Source organism: uncultured Odoribacter sp. (assembly GCF_937966165.1).
Lineage (GTDB): Bacteria > Bacteroidota > Bacteroidia > Bacteroidales > Marinifilaceae > Culturomica.
The window spans coordinates 22,019-34,347 of record NZ_CALCLB010000022.1; the positions used below are offsets into that span (position 1 = coordinate 22,019).

Annotated in this window: 14 protein-coding genes; 2 read left to right on the forward strand and 12 right to left on the reverse strand. The window is 38.1% G+C overall.

Going from position 1 to position 12,329, the window contains the following annotated elements:
* Window positions 1-23: 23 nt before the first annotated feature.
* The 3 genes from dinB to Q0465_RS09760 form a co-directional block, all read right to left on the reverse strand.
* Complete coding sequence (dinB, locus tag Q0465_RS09750) at window positions 24-1,103, reverse strand: DNA polymerase IV (RefSeq protein WP_298615635.1); 1,080 nt, start codon at window positions 1,101-1,103, stop codon at window positions 24-26.
* A 164-nt stretch (window positions 1,104-1,267) separates the two neighbouring features.
* A complete protein-coding gene (locus tag Q0465_RS09755) occupies window positions 1,268-1,648 on the reverse strand; it encodes a hypothetical protein (protein ID WP_298615637.1) in 381 nt (126 codons plus the stop codon).
* A complete protein-coding gene (locus Q0465_RS09760) occupies window positions 1,645-2,196 on the reverse strand; it encodes an RNA polymerase sigma factor (protein WP_298615639.1) in 552 nt (183 codons plus the stop codon). Before Q0465_RS09760 ends, Q0465_RS09755 begins: the two co-directional genes overlap by 4 nt.
* A gap of 141 nt (window positions 2,197-2,337) precedes the next feature.
* Here Q0465_RS09760 and Q0465_RS09765 point away from each other — a divergent pair, with 141 nt between their 5' ends.
* Complete coding sequence (locus Q0465_RS09765; RefSeq protein WP_367274307.1) at window positions 2,338-2,745, forward strand: DUF6249 domain-containing protein; 408 nt, start codon at window positions 2,338-2,340, stop codon at window positions 2,743-2,745.
* Window positions 2,746-2,857: 112 nt separating this feature from the next.
* Here Q0465_RS09765 and Q0465_RS09770 read toward each other — a convergent pair whose 3' ends face one another.
* Complete coding sequence (locus Q0465_RS09770; RefSeq protein WP_298615641.1) at window positions 2,858-3,628, reverse strand: glycerophosphodiester phosphodiesterase family protein; 771 nt, start codon at window positions 3,626-3,628, stop codon at window positions 2,858-2,860.
* 497 nt (window positions 3,629-4,125) lie between these two features.
* On the reverse strand, window positions 4,126-5,505 hold the full coding sequence (locus Q0465_RS09775; RefSeq protein ID WP_298615643.1) for an OmpP1/FadL family transporter: 1,380 nt from the start codon (window positions 5,503-5,505) through the stop codon (window positions 4,126-4,128).
* A 339-nt stretch (window positions 5,506-5,844) separates the two neighbouring features.
* On the opposite strand from Q0465_RS09775, the gene Q0465_RS09780 reads away from it, so the two are divergent.
* Window positions 5,845-6,057, forward strand: coding sequence for an RNA-binding S4 domain-containing protein (locus tag Q0465_RS09780; RefSeq protein ID WP_298615646.1), 213 nt, complete (start codon window positions 5,845-5,847; stop codon window positions 6,055-6,057).
* A 3-nt stretch (window positions 6,058-6,060) separates the two neighbouring features.
* On the opposite strand, the gene Q0465_RS09785 is transcribed toward Q0465_RS09780, so the two are convergent.
* The 7 genes from Q0465_RS09785 to Q0465_RS09815 all read right to left on the reverse strand — a co-directional run bounded on the left by Q0465_RS09785 (window position 6,061) and on the right by Q0465_RS09815 (window position 12,301).
* On the reverse strand, window positions 6,061-7,287 hold the full coding sequence (locus Q0465_RS09785) for a Gfo/Idh/MocA family oxidoreductase (RefSeq protein WP_298615649.1): 1,227 nt from the start codon (window positions 7,285-7,287) through the stop codon (window positions 6,061-6,063).
* A gap of 20 nt (window positions 7,288-7,307) precedes the next feature.
* Window positions 7,308-7,691, reverse strand: a complete 384-nt coding sequence (locus tag Q0465_RS09790; RefSeq protein ID WP_298615652.1) for an SRPBCC domain-containing protein — start codon at window positions 7,689-7,691, stop codon at window positions 7,308-7,310.
* A gap of 54 nt (window positions 7,692-7,745) precedes the next feature.
* Window positions 7,746-8,975, reverse strand: coding sequence for a hypothetical protein (locus Q0465_RS09795; RefSeq protein ID WP_298615654.1), 1,230 nt, complete (start codon window positions 8,973-8,975; stop codon window positions 7,746-7,748).
* A 26-nt stretch (window positions 8,976-9,001) separates the two neighbouring features.
* Window positions 9,002-9,610 carry an OmpH family outer membrane protein gene (locus tag Q0465_RS09800; RefSeq protein ID WP_298615656.1) on the reverse strand — a complete coding sequence of 203 codons (609 nt, stop codon included), beginning with the start codon at window positions 9,608-9,610 and terminating at the stop codon, window positions 9,002-9,004.
* Window positions 9,611-9,907: 297 nt separating this feature from the next.
* Entirely contained in the window at window positions 9,908-10,573 is a 666-nt protein-coding gene (locus Q0465_RS09805) for a carboxypeptidase-like regulatory domain-containing protein (protein WP_298615659.1), read from the reverse strand.
* On the reverse strand, window positions 10,560-11,180 hold the full coding sequence (locus Q0465_RS09810; protein ID WP_298615661.1) for a sigma-70 family RNA polymerase sigma factor: 621 nt from the start codon (window positions 11,178-11,180) through the stop codon (window positions 10,560-10,562). The genes Q0465_RS09805 and Q0465_RS09810 overlap by 14 nt, the downstream gene beginning before the upstream one ends.
* Entirely contained in the window at window positions 11,171-12,301 is a 1,131-nt protein-coding gene (locus Q0465_RS09815) for a glycosyltransferase (RefSeq protein WP_298615664.1), read from the reverse strand. Before Q0465_RS09815 ends, Q0465_RS09810 begins: the two co-directional genes overlap by 10 nt.
* Between the last annotated feature and the right edge of the window lie 28 nt (window positions 12,302-12,329).

The following is a 12,329-nucleotide window of genomic DNA, read 5'->3' on the forward strand; positions in this document are numbered from 1 at the left end:
ATAAAAGCAATATTTCCTCAATTCTAAAAATCAAAAGAAAGTTGTACCGGAGCAGGTGAGTCAGTAAAAGGAGGTTCTTCTGCATGAGAAACACTTAATCCCAACAACCGAATCCTCTTTTCTTCCAAATCGGTTTCCTGCAATAACTTTTTAGCCAAAGGCAATATTGTTTCTTTCGTAAAAAGTGGTTCCTCTACAGTGATACTTTTAGTCTTCAGGGAAAAATCATTGAACTTTATTTTCAGTGTCAATGTACGTCCTTTAAAATCCGACTTCCGAATCCGTTCTATTAATTCGAGGGTAACATGATAGAGTTCAATAATAATGGCAGTACGTTCTCCAATATCAATTTCAAAAGTGCATTCACAACTGACGGACTTGCGTACCCGGACAGCTTCTACAGGCCGCAGATCCACTCCCTGTGCAAAATTATAATAAAGGATACCGTTTTTTCCAAAATTCCGTTTTAACATTTCCGGAGAACAATGCCGCAGCTCTGCTCCGTTATGAATTCCGAGAGAGTGCATTTTCCGGGCGGTTACTTTTCCTATTCCCCAAAACAGCTCGATAGGGAGGGCATCTATAAATTTTTGGGCTTTATCCGGATGAATCGTATAAAGCCCGTCCGGTTTCCGGTAATCCGAAGCAATTTTTGCCAAAAACTTATTATAAGATACACCTGCAGAAGCTATTAATCCCAGTTTCTCCCGAATTTCCTTCTTGATCATACGGGCGATATCCGTAGCTAATTGTAAATTTGATTTATTTTCAGTTACATCCAGAAAAGCTTCATCCAATGCCAAAGGTTCTACCAGATCCGTATACTCATAAAAAATTTTGTGAATTTCAGCAGAAACGGCTTTATAAACATCCATCCGGGAAGGAACAAAAATAAGCTCAGGGCAGAGCTGCAATGCTTTTTGAGAAGACATTGCCGAATGAATTCCGAATTTCCGGGCCTCGTAACTGGCAGCAGCAACGATTCCCCTTTGTGAAGCCCGCCCTACTACCACAGGCTTTCCTCGATATTCCGGATGATCCCGCTGCTCCACTGAAGCATAAAAAGCATCCATATCGATATGAATAATCTTGCGTTTTTCCATTTTCTACCTCTCCACGAAAGCAAAGATAGCAAATAAATATTCCACTTCTTCAACCTTATATTTCGTTGTATTTTATTCTACAAATTTAGAATGTAGAGGTGAAAAACTTTTAAACATCTATTTTTTCTGTTTATTCAAAACGGACACAGACTTTCCAATAAGGTTCAACTTTTTTCGGAACGGAAATTTTTCAAATCAGAACGGCGCCTTAGCCAATAATCCAGCCAGAGTAAAAATCCAACAGGTAACAAGATAAATCCATAAAAACGCAAACCGGAAAAAATATCGTTTCCTGCTTTTTCTAAAAGAGTTCCGAACATGGCCGGGAGTGGAAAAGAAAAATAGTGAACAAATACATATACCGCCAAAGCCAGCATGACGACAGAAGTAAAAGTGACCAGTATAAAATTCCGCCATTCTTGCCGGCTTTTTTCCCGGTACACCCTTTTCATAATGCGGTCGTTAAAATTTTCTGGAAGAACAGACGTTTCCATCCGCCGGAAAATTTCATGTAAAGCCTTGTCTTTCATCTCTTCTGTTTTCATAACATTCCCTCCATAATTACATACAATTTTTTACGGATCCGGTGTAATTTTACTTTTACATTGGCAATACTCAAGCCCGAAATCTCACTTATTTCTTCAATTGTATGTTCTTCATTATAAAATAAACCAATCAGTCCTCTCTCTTCAGGGGTTAATTGTTCCCGGGCCCTTTCCAATTTCCCCAATAATTCTTCGTTGTCTGAATCTTCCAAAGCCTGTTCTACCTTTTCATCCAATACATTATTTATCGTCTGTTCCTCCATATAAAGAAATTCGCATTTCTTTTTACGGGTTGCAGAAACAGCAGTATTGAATGCAATCCGGTACAACCAGGTCGAAAACCGGCAATCTCCCTTAAAAGTATGCAGCACCCGGAAAATTTTAACGAAAACATCCTGAGTCAATTCCTCTGCATCTTCTCTTTTTCTGACAATTTTCAAAATGAGCCAATAAACATGCTGACTATACCGATTTACCAAACGGGAAAAATATTCCGTTTTCCCATCCAATATTTTCTGTATATAGTATATATCGTCCAATTCTTTCATGTCGTCTTTTGGACGCACTTTAACGGATCAGGTTACATTCCAGACAGTAAAATTAAAAAAAAAAATTGTCTGTCAAGAGTGTAACCTCCCTAAGACAATAGCGTCAAAGAGGCAAAACAAATAATCTTAAAACACAAAATCATGGACGTTACCGCAACAATTGTAGTATTCATAGTATTTGCCACTATTTACGGACTATTCGAACTTTTTGTCCGGAGAAGAGAAAGAATGGCGATAATCGAAAAATTAGGAGATAACATCGATTCTTCCCTGATAGCAAAAGGAAGGTATTTTCCGTTCTTATCAGGAAGCAAAATTTCATTCGGGGCTTTAAAAGCCGGCTGCCTGCTTCTGGGTATCGGTATCGGTATGCTGGTAGGATTCTTTATCTGCAGGGGGTGTATCGACGGCTTCGGAACAGAAGACCATTGGGTATCAGGCAGTTTGGTATCTATGGTCAATGGCGCCAGCATACTTATTTTCGGAGGTATCGGCTTACTGGTTGCTTTTTTCCTGGAATTAAAATACAAGAAGCAGAAAGAGCACTAAATTACAACTGATTTTTAAGCAAATGGGCTATTCCCTTCAAAAGGAATAGTCCCTTGTTTTCCTAAAAAGGATTTTACTTATATAAATTTTCTCTCTTACCCAGAACAAACTACTATTGCTTTTTTATTACATTTTGCAACAGTACAGGTTGGTTCGTTGTAATAAAATCCACTCCCCTGTCCGTCATTTCCCTCATAATCTCTTCTTTATCCACGGTCCAAACGTTTACTGTCAACCCCAGATCATGAGCTCTTTTAATCCAGTCCGGATTCTTCTGAAAAACCCGGTAATGATAGTCCAGTCCTGTGCAGCCTGCTGCCTTTGCTTCTTCCGGAGCAAGGTCACCTTCCAGATAAGCTACCTGTGCCTCCGGTAACAAACGCACAATCTCTTTCACAATATATAAACTAAAGGATATATAGTCTGTTTTAGACATTAAACCGGCAGCTTTCACTTTCTCCAACACTTTTTTAACCACTTCTGATTCTTTTTCAGGGGTTGAATGAGGTTTGATTTCCAATATCAAACGGGTTTTCCTCAATTTTTGGGCCGCCTGCAAATATTCATCCAATGTCGGGATTCCTTCCCCATTGGAAAGACGAATCATTTTCAAACTATCGTAAGGCGTATTTTCTATTACTTTACCCTGTACTTTAGCATCGTGAAAGACGAGCAGTTCTCCGTCGGAAGTCATCTGTACATCGAACTCACTTCCGTAACACTTTATTGCAGCCGCTTTCTTCAAAGAAGCAATGGAATTTTGAGCAGCATTCTCCGTTTCCCAGAATCCCCGGTGTGCAATTACTTTCGTTTGAGGTTTTACAGCCCATACCGATTGAAATGCTATCATCATACATGCTGATAATAAAATTTTCATAGTCATATTTTTCTCTTTTTAAATTAAGTATTTTCCCCTGTACCGCAGTCAATGACTTTGGGTTTCTTTTTTTCTATTTCCCTAACGGAAATTCCTTCATTTGACCGATGAAAATTAATGAATATTATCCAAAACAGTTCTTTTCTTTCCTATTTATTTTTTCCAACAAATCTTTTATAAGATAGGAGAGTAAATATTAAAGTTACTGAATAGGGTAACCTCAGGCGAGCAGAAACAGTATAATCTTCTGAGAGGATAACCAAATTCTGTGAATTGCCACAGAGTATAATATTAGGGGGGCCTTAGCGTAGAAGCATCATTCTCTGTTCGCCGCCATATTCCCGTAAACAACACTGCTTACAGGAAATTTAGCCCGATACAGGTCTGAAGAATGATACCAAGGACATCCCCCCTTTTATTTTTACAAGTATAGATTTTTCAGCAAGAACTTAACTGAAAAATTCGCTTATAATTTTAAAATATCTCCCTGAAAACAAAAAGAATTAAAACTTATAAGAAACCCCAAGAGATGCAGTAAATGCATTTGATTTATAATGCCCGCTAAAGGTATCTACCTGAGTAGGGATTACAATATTATTATAGGTATACGATCCATCCCGTCCGATCCCCTGAATATAAAGGAAAGCAAAATCAAATTGCAGATTCCGGTAAGGTTCAAACGATAAACCGGCAGACATCCCGATTTTATTCATTCCCGGCGTTTCCGGATTGTAATTGTTTTTCCGGATAGGACTTTGGTCAAAATATAAACCGGCCCGTACGTCCAAACGTTCCGTAGCTTTATACTGAGCCCCGATACGGGCAATAATCGTATTTTTATAATCTTTATTTGCCTTAATAGGGCTAATACCCAACTCTTCTTCGTTGAAATACACATTCAGAGAATCATAAGCATTCCAACCGACATATTGCAAATCCAAAGACATCTCCCAACGGTCATCCGGACGATAACTCACTCCCAAAGTCGTATTAGAAGGTAAAGGGAGTTCTGCCCGGAAAGATCCCTGATCATATTTGGGTACGGCAAAAGCAGGGGCTAATTTTCCCAATACAGCCATCAAATCTTCTACACTACGGTTTGCATAATCCAAAGTCGCATCCCCTTCTTTAACACGCATTTTAATCTTAGAACGATACGATAATCCTACACTGACTTTTTCAGAAATATCGTACAAAATCCCGATATTGAATCCGGCCCGTACTTTAGCGTGTCCGTCCAAAGTGGCAGAAGCCGGAGGGAATTTATTATCCCGTATGGTTTCTACAAAATATTTTTTTTGCTCTTCGGGTAAAGGTAAACCTTCTATAATATTACCGATCATCTGGAAATCGGCAGTACTCATTAAAGCCCGGGAAAGATTAACGTTCCCGATCGCGAGCATTAATCCGACACCGATACTCAGTTTATCACTGATTTTATAGGAAAGAGTAGGCTGTAATACATAGGATCTCAAAGTAATATCCTGAATCAGATTCACGCCGGCCCAATTTTTAGGCCATTTTAAAGAATTTCCATAAGGCGTTGTCAAACTAATCCCGGCTGCAAAATTATCGTATATTTTATAGCCCACATAAGCATATAAAGGAGTACTTAAAGGATTATCTGTTTTTGCAGAATAACCTTCGTGGCTGTATTTCGCCTTGGCAGAAACAGCAGAAATACCGATAGAAATATCCATATGATTGTCCAGCCAAACCAGCCCTGCCGGATTAAAATGCATACTTTCTGCACCTAATTTCATTGCCGTTCCGACATGCCCCATTCCAGTCTGTTTTGCACTCAATACATTTACCTGATATCCTTCCGCGAATACAGGAATTCCTAAAATACAGGCCATTGCCCAAATTACTAATTTTTTCATTCAACTGTTTTTTCGTTATCTTTTCCAAAACGAAAAAGCGAGAAAAAAGTTTTTTATTTGGTTTTCTTTTTCCCGTTTCTCCTTTTTATTAAAGGTTGCAAAATTAACATTTTATAAGCGGCTTGTTTCTACTTTACGGTATGTTGCCCCTTCCTCCCGTCCCGACTGAATTTTTAATTTCATTTAAAATAGGATTTAAAAAAGTTAAATCCACTGATGTATTTCCTATTTCCGTCATCTTTTTTAATTAAGATCACTCTGTTTCCGAAATGTATAATTAATTTTGTTCCGTTACTTTTATTATTTTTGTACACCTCTCTCCATAAACAAGATATTCGAATGATAAAATTTACACTTACAGAAGATTATATTGAATTAATCCGTTTACTGAAAATTACGCGAATAGCAGAAAGCGGGGGAATAGCCAAAATATTAGTAGAAAACGGAGAAGTAAAACGCAATGGAGTAACCGAACAACGGAAGCGTGCTAAAATCAGAAAAGGGGAAATAATTGAAGTCCGGGGAGAAATCATACAGGTAACAGGAGAATAACGTCTATTTCAAACGTCTTTTTTCTATCTCAAAAGCAATTCTATGACTTTCCAAAGAAGTCTCAATTGAAGTGAGTAAGGCTGAAGCTTTCTGTTTACGGATAGCCTGAAGGAAATCCCCAACAATGTACAAATCAGCCCCTCCGTGATAATTACACTCTCCAAAACTATCTGCAAAATTGAAAACCTCATCTGCTTTACCGGGCAGGAAATAGCGGATAGTCAACTGCTTCTCATCTCCGTAAGCTTCTCCTTTCGTAAACATAATATGTGTTTTCCGTCCTCCTTCTTTCGTAAAAGCATCCATTGAAAAGTTCACGGTCACTTCATCTTCCATCAACATGGAAACGACCTGATGATCGACCACATCGTTATCACAACGATACACACACCTCCCATAAGGTCCCGTTTTTAATTCCTGCATAATAACCGGATCCGGATCAATTCCTTCCGGTATATCAAAATGGCGCAACCAGCGCTTTTGACGATAATACAAACGCAAAGCAGAAAAAGGACATTCCCGCTCTATCAGACAACCGTCCGTACAACGCAGGGTACTGCCGACAGGCGCATTTTTTTCTTTAAACCATTTTAAAGACCCATAAGAACTCACGTCCAAGCACTTTCGCCCGGTAAGCCATACCATAAGATCCAAATCATGGCAAGCTTTGGAAAGAATCATCGGATTCGTTTCCTCCGCCCTTCTCCATAATCCCCTTACAAAAGCATGTGTCATCCGTTCGATCCCCACCCCTTCCACGTGATTAATACTAATAATTTCCCCCAATTCCCCGTTTTCTACAATCTGACGGAATTTCCGGAAATAGGGATGGTATCTCAAAACATGGCAAATTCCGACAATACGTCCGTATACCTGTGCTTTCCGGGCAATATCCTGACACTCCTGCCAGGTTTGAGCAATCGGTTTTTCTAATAAGATATGATACCCTTTTTCCAAAGCCGCTAAAGCCGGCTGATAATGCAAATGATCAGGAGTACACAAAAATACAGCATCTGCCAGACGGGGATATTCAAAAAATTGTGTCCAGGAAGCAAAACAGTATTCAGAAGGGATATGAAAACGCTCCGCACAATGCTTCCTCCTCACTTCATTCGGCTCTACAACTGCCACAATCTCCATTTCCTCCGGATGTAAACAGGCATATTCAGCATAAGCATTCAAGCGGTTTCCCGCACCAATAGCTGCTACCTTTATTTTTCGTATCTCCATCCGGTTGCCTCTTTAAAATATTAATACATCTCCAACATATTTTTCACAGAACCCAAATAATATACTTTCCAACCTTCCGTAATTTCTTCAAATACTTCTTCCGGGATATGGGTATGTAAAAGCTGTACAATCGTTCCCGGATTCCTTTCTTTTTTCAATTCCAGACGCACGATAGAAGGTTCTTCATTTTCTCCGAAAAACCATTCCTGCACTAAAAGCCGATCCGGCACTATCTCCAGATTCACCCCCGTAATATCACCTTCCCATAAAGAAAAGACATACCCTACTTCTGCCTTCATATCAGCAGGATACCCGCTCCATAGCCCGATCTGGAAAGGATTTGTCAAAGCAGAAAAAACTTCTTCCGGATCCGCCATGATTTTTATTTCGTATTTAAAATCCATGCTTTTTATAATCTTTTAAATAACCCTTACAAAGATACATCCAATTTGCAAATTTCAAATATCCCGTTCCCGATAAGCAGTAAGTAAATCCGGCAAATTCCGGGAGACAGGTCTGTGCATAATCTTTTCCAGCAAACCGACTGCAGCAATTTCTACTGCCTGCTTTTGAAAATAAAGGGGATGTACGTAATTTAAATATTTCAATACCCGGAAAGCATTAAACTGATCAAAAAAACGTTTTAAGAATAATTTCGGAGAAGCACAATTGGCATTCAATTCCTCTACCATTTCTACAAAATTATTTGCTTCCAAAAATCGGAAAAGGCACTTATTCTGCTGCTCCTGACAGGCCTTTATCTGTATTCCGTTTACTTTAAACAATTGCGGAATATCCCGGAAAAAAGACTTTAAAACTTCAAAAGCTCCGAAATGATATGTCACATAATTGCCCCGTTCATTTACGATCTGCCGCACCACCTGTCCTGTCCCAAAAGGAGTACGTTCCGAAATCCGTCCGGCAGGATATACTTTCACCTTATTTAAATGAAAAAAACGTCCCGTAGCTATCAGCTTCTGAATAAAATAAAAATCTTCTCCCGCCTGTTTCTTGTTCATCCCCCCCTGAGCAATATAATCCGCTGCCCTTACAGCAAAAGCAGACCCCAGGCAAGAATAAGCATAAGGATGTCCCACATAAGCCAAAGCCATCCGGTAATAACGAAGATACAACTCGTATTTCATAATGCCGAGCCGTTCTTCTCCGGATTCAGGTAAAACATGTTCATAAGCAATTGTCATCCCGGCACAATTCGTTTTTGCAAAACAATCCGCCAGTTCCCGGCAATAATTTTCATCTACTAATGTATCTGCATCCAGAGATGCAATTCCCCCCTTTTCTTTTCCGCTCTGATAAAAATACCAGGCTGCAGCATCCATACCAATTTTTCTAGCCAAACCGACACCGGCCTGTTTACGAGGTAAATCAAAAGCTGCAAAAACATTACAATACAAACCGGCAACAGGAGAATTTTTCAGGAAATCGTTCAGCGCTATATAAAGTTGATGATTTCTCTGCTTCAGATCTTCATCACAATGCTCAGCATGATTCACCACCAGAATAACCCCGACATCCCTATCCAAACGGCAATTTTGCAAAGACTTCAAAGTATGGAAAATATCGGGATCGTCAAAAACAGGAATGACTATAATTAAGGAAAGCGTATCCGGAAAATCCGGAAAAAATTTCAATGGATTTTTTTCAAAATAACGGTCAAAAATTTTCATAAAATGCCGTTAAGAAAAAAGGCTGATTACTCAGCCTTTTTCTGATTATATTTCTCGTTGAGCCTTTTTACAACGTCACCGGTAATGTCAAAACCCGATTCTGCATAAAGCACATTTCCAGCTAAAACTGTGCTCAATACAATATCATATCCTTTTTCTTTATTGTATTCTGTCAGGAAAGAAGTAATGGATTCAAACAGACGTTTATTCAAATCGCTCTGCTCCTTCAGCATTTTTTCTGTCATATCCTGCTGCAGCATTTGCAAGCGCTGATTTTTATCCAGAATTTCCTGTCTGGCAGCTTCTGCCCTTTCCCGGCTGATAAAACCATTATTTTCTAATTTACGTTGGAATTCATTGGCTTGTTGATCCAGCTGTTTTGCTTTCAGATTCAATTCAGTCCGTCTTTCTTCCTGTTTTTTCAAAAAGGCTTCATTCAATTCGATTGAAAGCAAATAGTTATTCAATAATGTATCTGTGTTTACATATACTATTTTCGTTCCATTAACAGTCCCGTTTCCCTCCATACTGGTTCTTACCGGCGCATTTTCCCGGTTTCCTGTAAAATGCAAGATATAAAGCACTGCTACGGCAATCAATAATATTACATTCAATACAATAGAATAATTCTTCATAACATTATAACTTTGTTAATAATAATCACACTTATGAAACTGTATTTTTCAGTAAAAAACAAAAATCCTGAAAAACGGTCAGGTAACCGGAAATTAAAAATCAATTCCGAAGTACTATTCCCTTTTTCTGATTTCAATTCATTCCTTTAACTTCACCATACAGATTCGTTGGACAAAGATAATCTTATCTTCTTTCAATTTCCACCTTTTTCTTTTTTTTCTACATAAAAAATCTTCTTTAACATGCTATTTTATTTTTTAAAATAGCGATGCAACAAATATTAAAATAATTAAGATTTATTTTACAGTTTTTTCCCGGCGATTTATGGTAAAAATCATTTTAAGCAAGTCAATCTCTTCCACCATCAAAGGTTCAGGTGCTTCCTGGAATTTACGGGCTTTCTTCAATTGTTCATACGCCCTCCAGCTTTCCAGGCCAACCCCCAATTTGACATTTACATGTCCTTTATTTGTACTGGCAGCAAAATCATCCAATATCCTTTTTTGATTCTGTTCCGGAGTCATCTCCAGTGTATTTGAAAAAGCGTCCCTTTCAATTCCGGCCATATTATTTTTAGCATTCATCCGGTACTGCCGGGCTTGTTCCCCATAACGCCTCCTTACCACCACTTCAGGCAGATTAATCGTATCCGAAGACAAAAAAACAGCTAACATATATTCCCCTCCTGCCAGCGTATCAGGAACTACAATTTCATAAGATTTATAACCGATGTGAGTGAAATAAATTGTATCTCCTTTTAAAGTGTTTATGACAAAGCGTCCCATCAGATCTGTTGTAGTCACTCTTTCCCCATCCCGGCAGCTTACATCAGGAACCGGCTGCGTAGTAGCACTGTTGATTACCACTCCCGAAAAACGTACTTCCTCTTCGGCTAAACCTTGCGCCAGCCCAAACGTATACATCCAACACCCTAAAAACAACAGTAAATTAATTTTTTTCATTTTCCTTCGCAATCTCAGTATGTTGCAGGATATTCAGCAATAATTCCCTGGCACGGAACAACTGAGCTTTCACCGTACCCAATGGGATAGCCAGCTCATCAGCAATCTCCTCGTATGAAAATTCATCGAAATAACGTAATTCGATCAGACGACGGTAACGCCCTTTTAACATAGAAACTTTTTCCCGCATAAAATCCGCCCGTTGGGAACGAATCGCTTCTTCATCCGGCGTCCGGATATCTGCCGGAATACTATTGATATACCCCCGGTCGTCCGGATTAATATCGTCTTTATCCAAAGAAACCGTTAAGGTTTTCCGTTTCCGGATAAAATCAATCGTATTATTTGAAGCGATCTTAAAGAGCCATGTACTGAAAGCAAACTGAGGAGAATAATAATTTAAACTGGAAAACGCTTTTTCAAATGCCTCAAACATTAAGTCCTCTGCATCAGTCCGGTTATTAACCATCTTCAGAATCATAAAGTATACAGAATCTTTATACCTTTTAAAAAGTTCCGCATATGCTTTTTCATCCCCGGCGATGGCATTCCTAACTATCTTATAATCATAAAGCGCCTTCTCCGATAAATTATTCGTTATCTCCATTTCTTCTTCGTAAAAATTGAATGTACATTATAGTACCATCTGTATAAAAAACCTATAGAACTAACAATGAACGAAATTAAGAATAATTTCCTTTGCTTTAAATGCCTCAAATAGATATTTATTGTTATAAAATCTAATAAAAATGTTAATAAAATACACGCAATAATGTAAATATATAATATATGTTTAAATATCAAAATAAAACAAAATATATAAAATAAAAACTCAATAAATGTATCAAAATCGGATCTAATTAAAGCTTTAATCGGCCATTTTAGTTTATTTTGATAATAATACGTATAATCTTCTTTCCAGGTTTTCTTTTCGTTATTATTTAATCCTACAAAAGTATCTTCCTGTCGGACAACTTTCACTTTACCTAATTGAGATAAACAAGCAACCATTTCATTATCATAACCGATATAGCTTTGTGAATTTTTTGAAAAGCCTCTTTTTTCCAAATAAAATTTCTTTCTATATCCCATATTATGTCCGTCACCGAATACGAAGCATCCTCTTTTCACCAGTAGCAACATCTTTAAATAGCGCAAAAACCGAAACATGCGCCGGATTTTAACATTCCATTTACTGTCTGTATAATTGGCATATCCTAATACGACTGCTGTATCCGGATCAAAATAAGTCCGCATAGCACTTACCCAGTGTACAGAAAGCGGGCAAGAATCTATTTCCGAAAAAAGTAAAATATCGTTATGTGCAGCTAAAACTCCGATATTGATAGCTAATTTCTTCGTGTTTCTAAATTTTGTTTCCGGGAAAATACGGGTGGTCCTCAAATGCGGATATTCTTTTTGCATTTCTGCTAAAACATCCTGAGTATCATCTTCAGAGCACTCGTCGACGACGATCACTTCAAAATTCGAATCTTCCTGATTTAAAAAATAAGGTAAGTTTGCCCTCAATTCTTCAGCTCTGTTGTTGGAGGTAATAATGACGGATACCCCCTCTTTTTCTTCCTGCGGAATTTTTTTTTCCTTTGAACAGATAAGTAAACTTTTACTCAGAACACCAATCAAATGATAGAGGAAAAATACAGAAGCGAATAAAAAAAAGTATCTATTTTCGCCCAGGCCTTCCCAAAATTCTATAAAATTATTCATTATACATTCTTACCGTTATACAGTTAAC